We start from the raw sequence: 18,256 nt of genomic DNA on the forward strand, positions 1-18,256 counted from the left end.
AGAAGCTATGCCGAAGGTCCTGTCCTACGTCGATCCCGTGGAAGGCTTCCGGGGCTGGCTCGTTTACGATACCGACGAATGTGCCCTGTCCGCGGGAGGCTGTCGGGTTCAACCCGGACTCACGCAGGGGACCCTGGAGACCCTCGCCGCGCGCATGACGCTCAAGCAGCGGCTGCTCGGGCTGAACGTCGGCGGCGCCAAGTGCGGCATCGACTACGACCCCACCGCCCCGGGCGCCACCGAGGCGATCCGCAGGTTCTTCACCTTCCTCCACGACGAAGTGCTCGAGCGTTACAGCATGGGCAGCGACATGGGCACGCGCTGGCCGCAGCTGGAGGAGATCGCCCGCTCCTGCGGCATCCCCTCCATCAAGTACGCCGCAGCGCGGGCCCAGCGCCTGGCCGACGGCGAGTTCTTCCGACGCATCCAGCTGATGACCACCGGCGTCGGCGCGCTCGCCGTCCACCAGCGGCGCGCGGGTGCCGGCCTGGCGCACGCCACCCTGGCGGCGGCGCGGCATCTGGGGCGCGCACCCGATGAGTTGACCGTGGCGGTACAAGGCTTCGGCAACCTGGGGCGGGGGGTCGCGGCGACGCTGGCGGAGGCCAAGGTCCGTATCGTCGCCGTCGCGGACGCGGACGGCGCTCTCGCGGACCCGGACGGGCTGGACGTCCCCACGCTGATCGCGGCCGACGACCGTCGGCTGATCGTGCCGCCCGGCCGGGGAGCGTCCTCGTCGGAGCTGTTCGGGCAGCAGGCCGACATCCTCGTACTGGCCGCCGGGGGCGACGCGGTGAGCGAGGCGCAGGCCGCCCGGCTCCCCGCCCGGGCGGTGGTCGTCGGTGCCAACAACGGGCTGAGCCCGGCGGTGGAAGGGGCGCTGCACGACCGGTCGGTGATCGTCGTCCCGGACTTCGTGGGCGGCGCGGGCGGCACCGCGTCCGTCGACGTCGTCTTCGGGTCCCCCCAGTGCCCCAGCCCCGAGCAGGTGCTCGACCGCACGGGCCGGACCATCGGGACACTGGTGACCCGGGTCCTGGAACGCGCGGACCAGGACGGCACCAGCCCGCGGACGGCGGCGCTGGGGATGTGCGCGGAGAGCACGTACACGCCCGGCGAACGCCCCTACGGTGCGAGCCCGTTCGGCGACTACGGCCGCCCGGACAAGGGCGTCGCGGCAGCCGCGGCCGCGCCGCGGCCCGCCGCCCGGCCGCTGGACCGGCCGGTACCCGACCGCGAGGACTGCCCGCACGAGCGCAGCACGGTGGCCGACTCCACCTTCTTCCGCGACCTGTTCAGCACCGAGGCCTCCCGGGAGACCTTCTGCGACCTGTGCAAGTACCAGCGGTGGCTGGACATCGAGGCGGCGCTCTCGCTGAGCCAGGCCGAACTCGGCATCATTCCGCAGGAGGCCGCCCGCACCATCGCGGACCGCGCGGTCCTCGCCGACCTCGACTTCGCGCTGCTGCGCCGGGAGATGGCGGCCAGCCGGCACTCGCTGGTCGGACTGCTGCGGACCTTCCAGGACCACTGCGGGCCCGCCGGCGAGTGGATCCACTACGGCGCCACGACACAGGACATCCAGGACACCTCGCTGGCGCTGGAGATGCGCGGCACCCTGACGATGCTCCGGCAGCAGATCCGGGAGATGCTCGCGCCGCTGGCCCGGCTGGCCCGCGCACACCGCTCGACGCCGATGGTCGGACGCACCCACGCCCAGCCCGCGGTGCCGATCACCTTCGGCGCCAAGGTCGGTTCGTGGATCGACGAGCTGGCCCGGGCGCACGACCGGCTCCGGGAGACACAGGACCGGGTCGCGGTCATCGAGCTGTTCGGCGGCGCGGGCACCATGGCGGGCTACGGGGACCGCGCGCACGAACTGATCGAGAAGGTCGCCGCCCGGCTGGGGCTCCCGGTCCCCGACACCGCCTGGCACGCGACCCGCGACCGGCCGGCGGAGTTCGCCTCGGCCCTGGCGCTCACCGCGGGGGCGTTCGCCCGTATCGCGGACGAGATCCGTACGCTCTCCAGGCCCGAGATAGCCGAACTCGGCCTGGCCTGGACGCCCGGGACCGTGGCGAGCAGCACCATGCCCCACAAGCGCAACCCCGATCTGTGCGAGCAGGTCAGGGTGCTGGCGGGGCTGTCCGCCTCGCAGGTGACCGCGGCCTTCCACGGCCTGGTCAGCGAGCACGAGCGCGACAGCCGCGGATACCGCCTCGAATGGGCCTACGCACCCGACGCCGCCCACTACGCCCTCGCGGCCGCGCGCCTGACCCTGGGGCTGGTCCGTGATCTGTTCGTCCGCCCCGCGCAGATGTGGCAGCGCCTCCACCAGCAGGCCGAGCAGGTGGGCACCGAGCGCCTCATGCTGCTGCTGACCCCCGCGCTGGGCAAGCAGGCCGCCTACTCCTGGGTGTACGAACGCAGCCAGCGCGCCCAGGAGGCGGGCCGCCCCCTGCGCGGCCAGCTCCTGCTCGAAGGCGACCTCTCGGCCCTCCTGACCACCGCTCAGATCGAGGAGGCACTCGATCCGCTCAGCCACCTCGGCCACGCTCCGTGCCTGGCCGACCGGATGGCCGAGCGCGCGGAGCGGCTGCTGGCCGACCCGGAGGTGCCCGCGAGCGCGGTGCTGGAGACGGTCGGATGACCTCGGTATCGACGTGGGAATTCGGCCGGGCCCGGCGCATCGTCCTCCCGGAGCCGTGCTACGACACCGTCGTCGAGCACGGCCGGCGCAAGGTCGCCGGCCGGCACCTGCCCGGTGAGCCCACCCTGCGACGGGCCTTCGGCCTGCTGGCAGGCGTGTGGGACGGCCCGGACACCCTGCGGGTGATGTCCGTCTTCCCGCTGGCCGAGAGCGCCCGCAACGACCCCGGCACCGCCGAGGAGGTCGACGAGATCTACGACGCCCACGCGGTCTCCACCAGCACTCCTCGTCACGACCGCGGGTGGGTGGCGCGGCCGGAGGATGTGCTGCGTGCGCAGAGCGTCAGCGATGAGGAGGGGTGGCTGCTCTTCGGCCATTACCACACCCATCGCGTCCCGTGGCCCGAGGATCCGTACCGCGACTCCTGCACCGCCTTCGACACGGCGCTGGCCCAGGACAGCGGGCTGTGGGCCTTCATCGTCTCCCTGGTGGACCCCGGCCTGCCCCGCGTCCGGGCGTTCTACGAAGGGTCCCTCGACCGGGAGGCCCACCTGGGCCGGGAGCCGTCGCCCCCCGCCACGGCAGCGGGCCACCGGCCCCCGGACGTCGTCGATGTCTGAGTCACCGCCCCCCTCGGAGGCAGCCCTGTCCAGGTATGACGTCGCCATCGTCGGCGGTGGGCCCGCCGGGCTGGCCGCCGCGCTCGTACTCGGCCGGATGCGGTACCGCGTCCTGCTCTACGACGAGGGCGTGCCGCGCAACCGTCACGTCGCGCACGCCCACGGCCTGATCACCCGGGACGGCACCCCGCCGGGCGTGCTCCGTGCGACCGCTCGCGAGGAGCTGGACGCCTACCCGTCCGTCGAGTTCCGCGACGAGCGCGTCACCGCGGCGAAGCGGGCTGCGGACGGGTTCACGGTCGGCTCACCGTCGTCCGGCGAGGTGTCCGCCCGGACCGTCCTGCTGGCGACCGGGGTGCGCGACCGGCTGCCCCCCGTCGACGGGCTGGCGCAGCGGTGGGGCGTCACTGCGCTCAACTGCCACTTCTGCGACGGGTGGGAGTCAACGGGCCGGTCGATCGGCGTGCTCGGCGGCGACGGCCACGCCTTCCATGTGGCCGTCAGCCTGCGCCGGTTCACCGCGGACCTGGCCCTGTTCACGAACGGGCAGCCGGACCCGGGCCCGGACCGGATGCGCTCGCTGGCCGCGCTGGGCATCGCCGTGCACCCCGGCCCGGTGGCACGGGTCGAGGGGCCCGGCCTGGAGATCGACGCGTTCGTCCTGGCCGACGGTACCCGGGTGGCCAGGGACCTGGCGTTCTGCCACCCGCCGGCGGAGCAGGCGTCGAACCTGCCGGAGATGCTGGGGCTCGTCCTGCTCGCCGACGGCCTGGTCGCGGTGGACATCGTCGGGGCGACGAGCGAACCGGGGGTGTTCGCGGCCGGCGACCTGGCGCGGCACCCCGAGTCCCCCTTCGCCGGCGCCCTGATCCCGATCGCCGCCGCGGAGGGGACCCGGGCGGCCGTGGCGCTGCACGGGCAGCTGACCCAGGCCGCGCTGGCGGACCCTTCGAACGACGCTAGGAGCGTTCCTTGAGATAGCGGAACGAGGCCGTGCAGGTCGCCGCCACCACGACCGCCCCGATCACCAGGCAGATCCGCATGCCGTGCGGGAAGGAGTCGGCACCGGCGAGGACGCTGCCGAACACGGCCACGCTGATCGCACCGCCGACCTGGCGGCTGGCGTTGAACACGCCGGCCGCCATGCCGGACCGCTCCTCGGCGACGGAGTTGAGCAGGGCGGCGGTGAGCGGCGGGGCCGCGAGCCCACCACCGATGCCCAGCGGAATCATCGCCAGGGCGAGGGGGGCCGTCCCGGCGTGGAAACTGGCCCACAGCAGCGAGAGGAGCCCCACGACCAACGAGAGCTGACCCACGAGGGCGGGCAGCCGCTGCCCGCACCGGATGGTGAACGGGCTCGCGAGGAGGCTCGCCGCGGTGAGGAAGGTGGTCATGGGCAGGAACACCGTGCCCGCGTCGATCGCGGAGAGGCCCCGGACGGTCTGCAGGAACAGACTGACCACGAAGATCGTGCCGTAGATCGCCACGTTCACCGCGAACCCGGCCGCCACACAGGCGGACACCGCCCGCGAACGGAAGAACCCGAGGGGCAGCAGGGGTTGGGCCGCCCGCCGCTCGACGGCCACGAACCCGGCGGCTCCGGTGCAGCAGACCAGCGCCGCCCCGAGCACGGCGGGCGAGGCGCCGCCGCCCCGGCCCCCTTCGATCACGGCGTAGGTCAGTGACGCCAGCACCGCGGTCGCGATGACCTGACCGGGCACGTCGAGCGGTGTCCGCCGGGGGACGGCGCGGTGGGCCCGGGTCAGCAGCGCCAGGACGAGCAGACCGAGCGGGAGGTTGACGAAGAAGATCAGCCGCCAGCTGGCCCCGCTGGTCAGGGCGCCGCCGACCACTGGCCCGGTGGCGATGGCCACCGAAGCCCCGGCGGTCCAGACCGAGATGGCCCGCATACGGGCCTTGGCGTCCGTGTACGCCTGCCGGATCAGCGAGAGCGCGGAGGGCATCATGATCGCCGCCGCCACCCCCTGGGCGACCCGTGCGGCGATCAGCCAACCCAGCTGCGGTGCCAGCCCGCACCCCGCCGAGGCGAGGACGAAGAGCGTCAGCCCCATGGCGTACGCGCGGCCGGCCCCGATCCGGTCCGAACAGGCCCCCGCCGACAGCAGCAGCGCGGCGAACGGCAGGGTGTACCCGTCGACGATCCACTGGAGGTCCGTCATCCGGCCGTCGAGCTCGTGCCCGATCGCCGGCAGGGCCACGTTCGCCGCCGTCACGTCGAGGGAGATGATGAAGAAGCCCAATACGGCTGCCACCAGGGTGAACACGGGGGCCGGCGTGGCACTGGGGCCCGCGGGCGCGGGAGCCACCGCCGACTTCGCCGTCTGCTGCCGTCTCGTGCGAGAAGCGTCCGCCACCTCGTGTCCCCTCTGGATGGGTGCTGGCTGACAAGCCTGACCAGCCGGGGACGCCCGAGCCATGGGAATTAAGTCCCAGTGGCGACAGGATGGTCGGCGGGCGGAAGCAGGGGTTCAGGTGGTCGAACGCCCCCTGGCCACGCGGATCCGTACCTGCGGCCCCCGCGGCCCCCGCGGCGCGGGCGTCGCGTGTCGGCCACCTCATCGAAGACGGCTGCCGTTGAGGCATCAACGTGCCATAAGCTTCGCCGAGTTCGCTCTGCGCGTACGTTGCCGCGAGGTCTCACGCCTACCGTCGGGTTCTGGCACCTCCATCACCTGCGGTGGTACACAGAACCAGCCATTCGTTCACACTCACTGTCGGAAGGAAGACGAGGAGGCCCGGTGAGAGAGGTCCCGCCCAGCCAGCTCGCCAACCGCTTGAACCGGCTGTTCGACACAGTCCACCCGGCCGGACGCGGACCGTACAGCAACGAGGAGGTTGCCAAGGAGATCCGCGCACAGGGCGGTGACATCTCCAAGCAGTACATCGCCTACCTGCGCAAGGGTGAGCGCGACAACCCCCGGATGCACCATCTCGAGGCGCTCGCCCGCTTCTTCGGGGTGAAGTCGGCCTACTTCTTCGACGACGACACCGCGTCCGAGACGGACACCAAGCTCACCCAGCTCGCCGCCCTGCGTGCGGCGGGGGCCCACGCGGACGACCTGCTCGCGCTGAAGGACGCGGGGGTGACCCAGGTGGCGATGCGCGCCGCCGGACTCTCCCCCAGGGGGCTGCAGTTCGCCTCGGCGCTGCTCGACCAGCTCCGTTTGATGGAGGGGCTTCCGCCCAAGCAACCGGGCCACGACTGAGGCGGCGCCGCACCCTTTTCGGTCATCGTGCGCCGCGGGCCCGAGCGGGGCTCCCGGCGCCGTTCCCGTACGCGCCACCCGACGCCCCGCCCCACCGGTCGGCCGCCGCGCCCGCGGGCCCCGCGGGCCTGCGGGCGCGGCGGCCGGATACCGCCGCTGGCCGGGTCAGCGGGAATCGGACGGTTCGGTGACCGGTCCCCTGCTGGTTGCATGGGTGCGGACCGGAACCACCCGGCCCGCTCGTGGTGCGCCTCCGTCCCCCGCAGCAACGCGCTGGTCCGATCGGCCGGCCGGCCGGGGGCCCACGGAGGGCACCGGACCAGGAAGGGCTGTGAGGACGCGATGGAGTTTCCCCTGGCTGCGGCGACCGCTGCCGTCACCCTCGCACTGGCGGAGGACGCGTCGGTCGACGACATCACCACCAGGTGGAGCGTGCCCGAGGGCCTACGGGCACGCGCCGACATCGTCGCGCGTCAGTGCGGTGTGGTGGCCGGAGTGCGGATGGTGGCCGCGGTGCTCCACCGGTTGGACCCCGAGGTGGTGGTCGAGGAACTGGTCGCCGACGGCGACCGGGTGACGCCGGGTGAGGTGCTGATCCGGCTCTCCGGGAGGGCCCGCAGCCTGATAACCGGTGAGCGCACCGCATTGAACTTCCTCCAGCACCTGAGCGGTATCGCGACCCTGACCTGGCGCTACACCGACAGGGTGCACGACCTCCCGGTCAAGGTGCTCGACACCCGCAAGACCGCTCCCGGGCTCCGCGTCCTGGACAAGTACGCGGTCACCGCGGGCGGCGGGCACAACCACCGGCTCGACCTGTCGGCCATGGTGCTGCTGAAGGAGAACCACATCGCGGCCGCGGGCGGCGTCACCGCCGCGATCCACGCGGTCCGCAAGGGGATGGCCGAGGAGGGCCGGGACGTCCTGATCGACATCGAGGTGAAGACCGTGGCCGAGGCCAAGGAGGCGGTCCACGCCCAGGCGTCCTGGATCATGCTCGACGACATGTCGGTCGAGGAGATCGAGCAGGTGGTGCGGGCCCGCGAGCAGATGACGGCCGGCCTCGGTGTCCTTCTGGAGGCATCCGGCACCATCACGCTGGAGCGGCTGCGGCCGATCGCACAGGCGGGCGTGGACATGGTGTCGGTCGGCGCGCTGACCCACAGCGCTCCTGGGCTGGACGTCAGCATGCTGATCACCGGTTCCTGACCGGGCGGCGGGTCGGCAGGACGGCGATCGGCCCATGACGCACTCGTCACCCAACAGCCTTCGCCCCCGGCCCGACCGGGCTGCAGGCTGCACCACATGACGACGCGTCAGTTTAAAGGGGATGCGATGCGATGAGCCGGCGGGGCGGTGGATCCCCGCTCCACAGCGTCGAGTTCATGGTGCCCCACGCTGCCAGCACGCCTCCGGCGGGGCAATAGGACCAAGGTCCCGGCGGCTTCAGCGGGAGCGGTGACCGACCGTGCGGTATCGCCCCGAGCCGCCGTCGCCACCCGGGGCGACAACTGCCATTGACCTCAATGGCGAGCATGACCACACCAGTTGACGCGTCATGCGGGCCACTGTAGCGTCACCGACAGTTGGAACTCGGGGGTCGCGGCAGGCAGCGCAGCGCACCCGAACTGCGCAACTCCCATCCCGCACCCCCATCCCCAACCCCCCTCTGGAAGCTGTGACCCAAGAGGTCATGCGGCTCGGCCGGGCGGCGCTCGCGCGCCCTCATGGGACCGCCACTCCGCATGGAGCAGTTCCGCGATCTGCCGCGTGGACACCGCATCCCCGCTTCCTGGTTCACCGCGATGAACAGCGCGACCTCGCCAGTCGGTCCATCTGCCCGTGACGCCGCACGCCGGCCACCGGGCGAGCGAATGATTCGGAGGATGTACGAGTGGCCGGAGCACCAGGGTTAGACGGGCACCGCAGCAGCACCGAGCGAGAAGCCCCCGGCGCCCCCCTCACACCGCGTGAACTCGACGTCCTCCAGCTCATCGCACAGGGGATGGCGAACCGTCAGATCGCCCGCGGTCTCGGCATCTCCGAGAAGACGGTCAAGAACCACCTCAGCGCGATCTACGCCAAGATCGGCGCAGCCGACCGCACCCAGGCCGCGATGTTCGCGGTCGCCGCCGCAAGCCGGGACGCGCTCCCCCCGGGCGGCCGTGACGGGACGCGCGGCGAGTGCCGGACGGCCGGCAGGCAGGGCCGGCCGGAGCAGGCCGGACCCCGGGCGGGGTGGCCCGGGCCGCTGAACCGGCCCGCCGGCCTGACCGTTCGGGAGACGGACGTCCTCGGCCTCGTCACCGGCGGCATGACCAACCGCATGATCGCCTGTGCCCTCGGCATCTCCGAGAAGACGGTCAAGAACCACCTCAGCGCGATCTACGCCAAGATCGGCGCGGCCGACCGCACCCAGGCGGCTCTGTACGCGGTGACCAGCGGCCTGCCCGCACCGGTGCGCCGGGTGGCGTTCCGCCTCACCGCGGCGCGCGCCTCGGCCTGACGCCCACCCCCGGTCCGGATCGGCGGCCGCACCGCACGCCCATCGGTCGCCCCCGGCCCCCGGCCCCCGGCCCCCGGCAAAGGCCAGGGGCAAAAACCTGCGCTCCGGCACGCGAAGTGCCGCACACTGGACCCTGCCAGAAGTCCGGGATTCGGGGGGGGCGTCGTCGTGCGCAAACGGTCCTACGAACAGCGCGGAGGCGTCACTCCCGTCCGCCACGGTCCGGCCGGCCGCATCGCCCGAACCGCCCGGCCGCCCACGCGCGGCCGGGCGGCCGGAGAGCGCCGCCGACCGGTCGGCACCCTCGGGGGTGCGGCGTCCGCATGACCGCCACCTCCACCCTCAACATCACCCATGCACTGTGCGGGGCGATCAGCCTCTTCGCCTTCGCCTACAAGCTGATCGACCTGCGCAGGGACCCGGAGAACCTGGCGCTGCGGGGCGTGTGCTCGGCGAGGCTGTGCACGGCGCTGGCGTACCTCTGCATCACCCCGTCCTGCTACGTCCGCATCGACCGCCTGCTCGGCATACCCAACGTCGCGGAACTCCTCGCCAGCGCCTTCATCGTCCTGAGCGCGCTCTCCTCGCATCTGAACATGATCGGGTGGTTCGCCTCACCGGGAGACATCCGGTGCAAGGTGATCCGGGCCTGCGCGGCATACGGCGTGGCACTGACCACGATGCTCGTGCTGTTCTTCCGTACTCCCCTGCCGGGCGAGCATCCGGTCGACTTCGAGACGCACTTCGCCGCGCTCGACCAGGCGGGCCCGTTCGTCATCGTCTTCCTCGGCACCTACGGGCTCAACCTCGCCAACACGGCACGCTCGGCCTTCCCTTCCTCGCGCACCATCGGCCGCCCCTGGCTGAGCAGTTCGCTGCGGCTCACCGCTCTCGGGTCGATCTTCGTGATCGGCTACCTCTGCTGCAAGCTGATCGGGGTGGTCGGCCGCTGGGCCGGGACCGACCGGCTCGACATGGCGGCGATCCTGTGGGGCCCGCTGCTGGCCAACCTCGGGACGCTGGTCATCGTCGGCGGGTACACCATGCCCATCTGGGGACGGCGGACCGTGGCCTGGTACCGGCACCACCGCTCCTTCCGGCGGCTGTACCCGATGTGGTTCGCGCTGTACCGGGCCACGCCGGACATCGCCCTGTTCCGGCCCCGTTCGGCCCGCCCGCCCTGGTTCGTACGCGATGTGGAGACGCGGCTGTACCGGCTGATCATCGAGATCCGGGACGGGCAGCGCTCCCTGCGGCCCCACCTGGACGAGATCGCCGCGCAGCTGGCCCAGCGCGTGGCGCGGCAGGCCTGCCTCCGGCGCACCGAGCCGGAGGCCACGATGGAGGCGTGCGTCCTGGCCCTCGGCATCCGCATCAAAGGACGGGGCGTGCTGGTACGTACTCCGGGCCAGTACCAGATGTGCCGCCCGGACCCCAGTCTGGCGGCGGAACTGGTCTGGCTGGAACAGGTGGCGGACGCCTTCAGCGCCATCGAACGGCAGGAGCGGCTCTCCACACTGCTGGACCGGCTCGCCGCCTGACCCGCACGGGTCGTCGATCCTTGTGGGCCCCCTTCACCTCACGGCCCACCTCCCCCCGGAATGAGGGCCGTCGTCGCGCCCGTCATGGTTGCCCCCACCATCCACCAGCACGGCCCGGCGAACAATAGGACCATTGCCCCAGCCCGCATCGTCCGGCCCTGTTCGCCGTCGCGGTGCGCCTCCCGCGCGTTCCGCACGCTGCTCGCCCCGGCTCCTCGATCGGCCGACAGAACACGACCGGACCTCGTCGGGACCTCGTCCGGTCGTTCTCGACATGGGATGCCCTTCCGGGCCGCAAGGCAGGCCACGCGGCAGGTGCGAGCGGATTGCCGCGAACCGATCGCTTTCGGCCGACGCCTCTTCCGTCGGAGGCGCCACATCACCTGCCATAGCCATCGATCCGGCCCGGCGTCGCCGTCATCGGGAGCTGCGTGCGGGCTGTGAACGGCCGCCAAGGGCAGGGGGTTCGGCCGGTATCGGTATCGACAGTCTACAAGTCCCCTTGGCCGAAGTCGTGTTGTGTGGGGTGTTGACGTCGGGTAGAACCGGGCGGGAATCGGAGTTCCGACCGACGACAGGGAGCGGGATGTCACAGGAGAGTGAGCGCGCCCGGGCCGGCAACCGGTCGTCTTCGGGTGACGGGATCGGGGCCTCTCCTCTCCACCCGGGACACGGAACCCGCCCTGGAGTAGCCGCGCGGAAGGGCCGACGGCGACATCGGACCGCCGCCCGTCACGCAGGTTCTGGGCATCACCGCCGGCAAAGCGGCCCCGGGTGCCGAGCGACTCACCACGCCCGCCCCCTGAGCGCTCCCCCACCGGCCGCCGTGACGATCAGCCGTTCGCCGTGCCCGGCCCGTGAGGCCCCGCCGGCCGGGCGGGCCGCGCGGTCACCCGTAGGCGCCCCGGTCGCCGAGGGGGGACAGCGGAGCCCCGTCCCGGCGAGGGTGCAGACAGCGCTCCAGGCGGCCGACGAGTTCCGCCATCTCCGGCGGTACGGACGGAGGCCGCGGGGACCACTCGCTCACCTTGCGCAGCAGCTGTGTGGCGAAGTACTCGGCCGCCCACTCCTCGGGGTCGGCGTACTGGGTGCGCCCCAGCATTCTCCAGACCAGTACGGGGTCGAGGTCGTCGGGCATCAGATGGCGCGCCTGCCAGCCGCCGTCCGCGGCGTCGCGGGACTCGTGATTCCACAGCAGGTGCCCCAACTCGTGTGCGATCACGTGCACCTGGTGCATCGCCGAGGTGTCGGAATCGTAGAAGACGTAGTCCGCACCGGGGGTGGACATGAGGAGACCGCAGGGTCCCTCGGCCGCCAGGGCGATCGGGACGAGGCGGATGGGCCGGTCGCGGCGCTCACCCAGATGACGGCAGAGCTCCCCGATGTCGAAGGGGTGAGGGAACTCGATGCTCCGTAGAAGGTTCTTGCACTGGCGACGAAGGCGTCTGCGCCACATAGAGCCCGCCCTTCCCACGGCCCGTCGCTGCGCGCCCGTGTATGACATACCGGCTGGTTCCTGCCGGGCTCGAGAACACCACGCCGCCGATCAAGCCCCGTACAGGTACTCGTTCATGACGCCGAGGGGCACGCAGCTCCACAGGAGGTTGCCCCGTGACCGGCCTGCCGTGCCGGGCCGCTTCCGTGGTCGGCGTCAGCGGCTCGTCCTCGAGCGACAGTTCCTGCTCCCCGCGCCTGGACCTCAAGTGCGAAGTGTCCAATATATTGGCATCAAGCGTCTGGCGGCGGCAAGTGGTCATGGGTATTGCCCGACCGGCCCTGCCACGAGGCGACGGACGGATCCAGCCAGGAGTGTGAGCATGACGGCAGATGCCGGCCAAGATCGTGAACAGCCCCTGGCCGAGCGGTTGAACGGGTTCTTCGCACTGGTCCGACGGACCGATGCCCGTGGCCGAAATCGAGAGTACTCGACCGCGGAAGTGGCGAGGGCGGTGACCGCGGATCCGTCCCATCCCGCGACCCTGTCCCGGAGTTACCTCGCCATGCTGCGCAACGGCTCCCACGCCAACCCGACGCTGGGCGTGCTGGAGGGCATTGCGAAGTTCTTCGACGACCACCGCGAGCCAGGGGTGCCACCGATCACCATTCAGTCGCTCGTCGCCCACGAGGACCCCGAGGACGAGCTGCTGCGGCAGCAGCTGGCCAGCCGTCAGGTGCGCATGATCGCCATGAGGGCGGGCGCGATGACACCGGCCATGCGCGACCAACTGCTCCAGATGATCGAGGTCTTCGATCAGGACGGAGCACCCCATCCCGGCGCGGAAACCTGAGAGGGAACGACGTGGCCGTACACGAACGTGAGCTCCGCCGGTACTGCAAGCGCCTGTTACGCCGACTCGACATCCAGCCACCGCTGAGCGTGGACACCCTGTGCCATCGGCTCGGTGAGCACCGGGGCAGACCGATCCGGCTGATCCCCTGGTCCTTGCCGGTACCGGGGCCGTTCGGGGTGTGGATGTCCCGGCCGGACGAAGAGACCATCTTCTACCAGAAGGAAACGACCCGGGTACACCAGGACCACATCATCCTGCACGAGATCGGGCACATCCTCGCCGACCACCAGGACGACGGCAGCGCCGGAACGGAACTCCCCGACCTGGGCCCGGACTACCCTCGCGGCTCGATCTCAAGGGGGTTTCGTCGTACCTGCTACACCGAGGACTACGAACGCGAGGCCGAACTGGTCGCGACGATCATCCAGAAGTGGGCGGTGGTCATCGACTACGCCACACCCCGCACCACCGAGGACTCCCCGCTCGGACCGCTGAGTTCCGCGCTCAACCCCCGCTGGGGGTGGATGTAATCTTCCAGGAACCCGTCACCGTCCTGCTGTTCGTCGGGGTGGTATGGAAGATCGTCGATCTGGCGCACGCACCGCACGACCGGGTACTGCGCCTGCTGGTCGCCTGTCTGACACTGCTCGCCGCCGGCGAGACCCTCAGCTTCCCGGAAGCCATCAGCGCGATCGACGCGGACACGGCGGCCGGCGTCGGGAAGATGGCGTTCAACGCCGTCTTCATGGGCGGCCTGTGCGCCCTCATCCTGTTCTTCGCCGCCTCCACGCGGGCCGCGAAGGCCGGGTACCGGCGCCGTGTGCGGCTCCACACCGGCCTGCTCGCCGGCGTCCTGATCGCCATGCTCCTGGCCATGCTCGCCACACCGCCGGCGCTGCGCGATCACACCCTGAGCACCCCGTTCATGGCGGAGCCCGCCATCGCCGGGTTCTACGTCATCGGCAACGCCTACTTCGTCTACGCCTACCTGGCCTCGGCTCTGTGGGCACAGCGTTACGCGCGCATGGCGGCCCGGCAGCTGGCACTGGGCCTGCGGACCGTCACCCTCGGCCTGTTCCTCCTGGCGGTCACGTCGGTCAACCGGGTGGTCTGGGTGTGCCTGCGCATCGACGAACCCGCGTCGTTCCAGGGGTTCAACGCGGTGAACTGGTCGATGACCGACGGGGCGCTCGGCATCGTCGTGATCGGAATGAGCTACTCCGCCGGGGTGCAACTGGTCGCGCACCTCCGGTCGGTACGGGATCACCGCCGCATGTACCACGCCCTCACCCCCCTGTGGACGGCCCTCTCGACCGCCTACCCGGAGCTCGTGCTGAACCGGGCGCCGGACGGGCCCCGGTGGGACCGCCTGCGGCTGCGCCATACCCATGAGCGGTTCTACCGACGGCTCATCGAGTGCCGTGACGGGCTGGTGCGGCTGAGCCCCTACCTGACCCGGATCGCGCCCGAGGCCGATCTCGCGTCCGGTCCGCCCGAACGGCTCGCCCGGCACATCGACGAGGCGCTGGCCCTCAAGCCGACCACCGAGGACCCCAACGCGGCACTGTCCGCCGCCCGGATCGCATTCCCCTCCGGCAGCGACCTGAACGCCGACGCCCAAGAACTCATCGAGATATCCCGCGCATACGCGAGAGGCCATCGTGGACAAGGTACTGATCACCGCTGAACGCGTCATCACGGGGCCCGCGGACCGGGTGATCGACGAGGGCGCCGTGCTCGTGGACTCCGGCGTGATCACCGCCGTCGGCACCGCGGCCCGGCTCTCCGCCACGGTGGACGCGGGGGTGCCCCGGCTGCGGTGTCCGGGGGCAACGGTCCTGCCCGGCCTGATCGACTGCCATGTCCACCTGGCGTTCGACGCGGGCCCGGACCCGATCCGGGCGGTGGCCCGGGCCGAGGCCGACGAGCTCGCGGCCGCCATGGCGGACCGCGCACAGCAGCTGCTCGCCGCCGGAGTGACGACCGTACGGGACCTCGGCGACCGCGACGCGCTCACCGTGGCGTTGCGCACCGCCATCGAGTCCGGGACGGCCGTCGGTCCGCGTCTCCTCGCCGCGACCGCGCCGCTGACCTCGCACGGCGGCCACTGCGGATTCCTCGGCGGTGAGGTCACCACCGACGACGACATCCGCGCCCGGGTCGCCCGGAACGCGGCGGCCGGAGCCGACCTGATCAAGGTCATGGCCTCCGGTGGCGCCCTCACACCGAGCGGGCCGCGCATGTGGGAGTCGCAGTTCACCCCCGACCGGCTGCGCCTGATCGTCGAGGAGGCCGCGCGGCACGGTCTCGAGGTGGCCGCCCACGCACACGGGACCGACGCCATCGCGGACTGCGTGGCCGCGGGGGTCCGGACCCTCGAGCACTGTTCGTGGCGTACCGCCGAGGGCGTCGTCCACGACCCGGAGGTGACCCGCCGGATCGTGGCCCAGGACATCGCCGTCTGCCGCTGCGTCTCGGGTGACTGGCGGTTGTTCCTGGAGCAGTTGGGGCCCGCCCGCGCGGACGCGATGATCGAGGTCATCCGGACGATGCGGGAGGCCGGCGTCCGCTTCATCGCCGGCACCGACGCCGGCGTCCCGGGCGCCCGGTTCGGCGACTACGTCGGCATGCTGGAGTTCTTCGCCGCCGTCGGCTTCCCGCACACCGAGATCCTCGACCTGGCCACCACCCACGCCGCCCACGCCCTCGGGCTGACCGACACCGGCACGCTGGCCCCCGGTATGCGCGCCGACCTCCTCGTCGTCGACGGCGACCCGCTCGCCGAGCTGGACGCCCTGCGCCGGATCCGGCACGTCTTCGTGGCGGGCCGTCCCGTCGTCGGCCGCCTGACACCGGCTGGGCGGTGAACTCCCGCTCCCGAAGGGCACGTCTCAGCGGCAGTCGCGGTGGCCGCCCTGCCGCCGACCACGCGTTCCCGGCCGGGCGCGCCATCGTCGCCTCGGGGACGACGGCGGTTGTTAGTCAGGCGTTACCGGTGCGCTAGCGATCTCCGTGAGAGTCATGTGCGTCCAAGGGGGCGCGGGTTGAGGCCGCTGAGCTTTCGGCTTTCCGCCCCGCCCATCGAACGGGGGAGCACGACGTGAAGAGGACGCCGGACCACGACGGCCGCGCCGCGCAGGCCGCGACGACACAAGAGGGCCGGGGGCCGCGGGGGCCGAGGGGGCCGCTCCCGAAGGTGGGGGTGCCGGTTTGCAGCCCCCCGAGCGGCATCGGTGCGGCACAGACGGTTGCCTTCTCCCTTTCGCCGGTGACCGTCGCGTAGTTCCCTGCGGAGTACCGGGATCCCGGAGCCCGTCCCACGGCTTTCGGAGAACACGTCGCCCGCGACTCTGCGTTGGGAACTCTCCTTCCAGGGGTCGAAGCGGAACCTCGCCATCCGCCTCCCCCGCTTTCTGGGCGTCCCACCTCTCCGGGCGTCCCCCACACCTGAACCTCGTACGAATGCGATGGGTACCGTTATGCGTGAATTCAGCCGCCGGGGCATCCTGGGACTCGGGATAGGAGCGGCGGCCGCGCTCTCCGTCACCGGCTGCTCGACCTCCGGGTCGTCGGCCTCCGACATGGTCGGGACCAAGCCCGGAAGGACGGCGAAGAGCAAGCCGATAGGCGACGGCTCCACCGCGTACACCGGAAGGCAACCCCACCAGCCGCCCGCACCGGAGAAGCTGGAACCGGGGCAGAAGCCACCGCAGTTCGTCGTCTTCTCCTGGGACGGGGCGGGCGAGGTGGGCAACGGCCTCTTCCCGAGGTTCCGCAAACTCGCCCATGACCACAATGCCTCGATGACCTTCTTCCTGTCCGGGCTCTATCTGCTGCCCGAGTCGAAGAGGCGCATGTACCGCCCGCCGAACAACCCCGTCGGCGCCTCCGACATCCCCTACCTCACCGATGACCACATCAGGGAGACGCTCAAGAACGTGCGGGGGGCCTGGCTGGAGGGCCACGAGATAGGCACCCACTTCAACGGCCACTTCTGCGGAACCGGCAGCGGCTCGGTCGCCCACTGGACCCCCGCCCAATGGGACTCCGAGATCGAGCAGGCCATGGACTTCGTCACCAAGTGGCGGACGAACACCGGCTTCACCGACCTCGAACCGCTCCCCTTCGACTACGGCAAGGAGCTCGTCGGCGCCCGCACGCCGTGCCTGCTCGGCCAGGACAACCTGCTGCCCACGGCGCGCAAGCGCGGCTGGCGGTACGACGCCAGCTCGCCCGGCGGTCTCCAGGTCTGGCCCACCAGGAAGCAGGGCATCTGGGACTTCCCGCTCCAGTCGATACCGTTTGCCGGCCTCCCCTCCGGGGTCCTCTCGATGGACTACAACATGTTGTACAACCAGTCGAGGAACTCCACCAAGGGCCCGCCGGCCAACTACCCTCGCTGGCGCCGACAGGCCACCGACGCCTACATCGCCGGCTTCCGGCGGGCGTACGAGACGAACCGGGCCCCCTTGTTCGTCGGCAACCACTTCGAGCAGTGGAACGGCGGCATCTACATGGACGCCGTCGAGGAGGCGATCAAGCACATCACCGACGACAAGCACCAGGACGTCCGGCTGGTCTCCTTCCGGCAGCTCTGCGACTGGCTCGACGCCCAGGACCCCGACGTCCTCGCCGGCCTGCGCCGACTCGGGGTCGGACAACCGCTCGCCGGACGCGGCTGACGGCACCGGGAGGGGTCGAAGCCGTCTCGCCGGACGCTCGGCACCGTGGCACCGGGCTCCGCCCACCTGCCGACCTCGACGAAGGGCTTCGCCGGCGGGTGCGCGGCCTCCGCGTCCGCAGCGTTGTCGATGAGATTGCCGGGCACCGTCACCTGTCCCGCTCCGATGCGTGTCGCCGGAAAGCTCCTCGACGAACTGCCGGGCCCATGCGTACATTTCCAGATCGAGCAGGCCCGCGAGGGTGTGCAGGTGATTCGCCAGTCCGTGGTCTCGCCGAGGTAGGTGCCAGGACGGCCCTGACCTGGACTCACGCCCCTAGCCTTGATGCCGCAGGCAACCGGTGCGTACGTTCAGGAGCCCTGGGAGGTGCTGGCGAGATCTGGAGCAGAACGCAGTGTTCTGGCTTTCGTCGACAGCGACTATGCGGATGCTCCGTACACCAGGTGCAGGCAGTACCCAGGGGCCGGTTCGTCGGCACTGACCACATTTCCCGATGGAACGGCACTTCGGGTGGAAGCCTTCTCCGACGGCCCTCGGCGGATGAACCCGTAGCGCCGGCGCAGACGACCGACACATGGAAGGGGGCGAACGGAACCGGAACGCAGAAAAGCTCCGCACCATAAGGTGCGGAGCTTTCCCACAATAATTGTTCGGCGGCGTCCTACTCTCCCACAGGGTCCCCCCTGCAGTACCATCGGCGCTGAAAGGCTTAGCTTCCGGGTTCGAAATGTAACCGGGC

At 71.3% G+C, this 18,256-nt stretch carries 14 protein-coding genes and 1 rRNA gene; 12 read left to right on the forward strand and 3 right to left on the reverse strand.

Annotation, left to right across the window (positions count from 1 at the left end; all coding sequences use genetic code 11):
- Positions 1 to 7 precede the first annotated feature (7 nt).
- From ACGFML_RS24455 to ACGFML_RS24465, 3 genes are read left to right on the forward strand one after another with little or no spacing between them, the layout of a single operon-like run.
- Positions 8 to 2,650, forward strand: coding sequence for a lyase family protein (locus ACGFML_RS24455; RefSeq protein ID WP_393546974.1), 2,643 nt, complete (start codon positions 8 to 10; stop codon positions 2,648 to 2,650).
- Positions 2,647 to 3,270: a hypothetical protein gene (locus ACGFML_RS24460; protein WP_393546976.1), complete on the forward strand. Its 624-nt coding sequence runs from the start codon at positions 2,647 to 2,649 to the stop codon at positions 3,268 to 3,270. Before ACGFML_RS24455 ends, ACGFML_RS24460 begins: the two co-directional genes overlap by 4 nt.
- A complete protein-coding gene (locus ACGFML_RS24465) occupies positions 3,263 to 4,246 on the forward strand; it encodes an NAD(P)/FAD-dependent oxidoreductase (RefSeq protein WP_393546977.1) in 984 nt (327 codons plus the stop codon). The genes ACGFML_RS24460 and ACGFML_RS24465 overlap by 8 nt, the downstream gene beginning before the upstream one ends.
- Here ACGFML_RS24465 and ACGFML_RS24470 read toward each other — a convergent pair.
- Positions 4,230 to 5,645, reverse strand: coding sequence for an MFS transporter (locus tag ACGFML_RS24470; protein ID WP_393546979.1), 1,416 nt, complete (start codon positions 5,643 to 5,645; stop codon positions 4,230 to 4,232). The genes ACGFML_RS24465 and ACGFML_RS24470 overlap by 17 nt on opposite strands.
- A gap of 384 nt (positions 5,646 to 6,029) precedes the next feature.
- On the opposite strand from ACGFML_RS24470, the gene ACGFML_RS24475 reads away from it, so the two are divergent.
- From ACGFML_RS24475 to ACGFML_RS24490, 4 genes are all read left to right on the forward strand, one after another.
- Positions 6,030 to 6,497 carry a helix-turn-helix domain-containing protein gene (locus ACGFML_RS24475; protein ID WP_393546980.1) on the forward strand — a complete coding sequence of 156 codons (468 nt, stop codon included), beginning with the start codon at positions 6,030 to 6,032 and terminating at the stop codon, positions 6,495 to 6,497.
- Between the two features lie 342 nt (positions 6,498 to 6,839).
- Positions 6,840 to 7,706, forward strand: a complete 867-nt coding sequence (nadC, locus tag ACGFML_RS24480; protein ID WP_393546982.1) for a carboxylating nicotinate-nucleotide diphosphorylase — start codon at positions 6,840 to 6,842, stop codon at positions 7,704 to 7,706.
- A 685-nt stretch (positions 7,707 to 8,391) separates the two neighbouring features.
- Positions 8,392 to 9,003, forward strand: a complete 612-nt coding sequence (locus ACGFML_RS24485; protein ID WP_393546984.1) for a response regulator transcription factor — start codon at positions 8,392 to 8,394, stop codon at positions 9,001 to 9,003.
- Positions 9,004 to 9,326: 323 nt separating this feature from the next.
- A complete protein-coding gene (locus tag ACGFML_RS24490; RefSeq protein ID WP_393546986.1) occupies positions 9,327 to 10,544 on the forward strand; it encodes an MAB_1171c family putative transporter in 1,218 nt (405 codons plus the stop codon).
- A gap of 889 nt (positions 10,545 to 11,433) precedes the next feature.
- Here the strand turns inward: ACGFML_RS24490 and ACGFML_RS24495 are convergent.
- A complete protein-coding gene (locus tag ACGFML_RS24495) occupies positions 11,434 to 12,000 on the reverse strand; it encodes an ImmA/IrrE family metallo-endopeptidase (RefSeq protein WP_393546987.1) in 567 nt (188 codons plus the stop codon).
- Positions 12,001 to 12,361: 361 nt separating this feature from the next.
- Here ACGFML_RS24495 and ACGFML_RS24500 point away from each other — a divergent pair, with 361 nt between their 5' ends.
- The 5 genes from ACGFML_RS24500 (at position 12,362) to ACGFML_RS24520 (ending at position 17,517) form a co-directional block, all read left to right on the forward strand.
- Complete coding sequence (locus ACGFML_RS24500) at positions 12,362 to 12,832, forward strand: hypothetical protein (RefSeq protein WP_393546989.1); 471 nt, start codon at positions 12,362 to 12,364, stop codon at positions 12,830 to 12,832.
- Between the two features lie 11 nt (positions 12,833 to 12,843).
- On the forward strand, positions 12,844 to 13,365 hold the full coding sequence (locus ACGFML_RS24505; protein ID WP_393546991.1) for a hypothetical protein: 522 nt from the start codon (positions 12,844 to 12,846) through the stop codon (positions 13,363 to 13,365).
- The gene (locus ACGFML_RS24510; protein WP_393546993.1) at positions 13,356 to 14,522 is read left to right on the forward strand and encodes an MAB_1171c family putative transporter; all 1,167 of its coding nucleotides are present in this window, start codon (positions 13,356 to 13,358) and stop codon (positions 14,520 to 14,522) included. Before ACGFML_RS24505 ends, ACGFML_RS24510 begins: the two co-directional genes overlap by 10 nt.
- Entirely contained in the window at positions 14,497 to 15,702 is a 1,206-nt protein-coding gene (locus ACGFML_RS24515) for an amidohydrolase family protein (protein WP_393546994.1), read from the forward strand. Before ACGFML_RS24510 ends, ACGFML_RS24515 begins: the two co-directional genes overlap by 26 nt.
- A 612-nt stretch (positions 15,703 to 16,314) precedes the next feature.
- Complete coding sequence (locus tag ACGFML_RS24520; protein ID WP_393546996.1) at positions 16,315 to 17,517, forward strand: hypothetical protein; 1,203 nt, start codon at positions 16,315 to 16,317, stop codon at positions 17,515 to 17,517.
- A gap of 648 nt (positions 17,518 to 18,165) precedes the next feature.
- Here the strand turns inward: ACGFML_RS24520 and rrf are convergent.
- Positions 18,166 to 18,256 (reverse strand): 5S ribosomal RNA (gene rrf / locus ACGFML_RS24525); the annotation flags it as partial.

Origin of the sequence: Streptomyces sp. NPDC048650 (assembly GCF_043199095.1) — a bacterium.
In the GTDB taxonomy this organism is placed as follows: domain Bacteria; phylum Actinomycetota; class Actinomycetes; order Streptomycetales; family Streptomycetaceae; genus Streptomyces.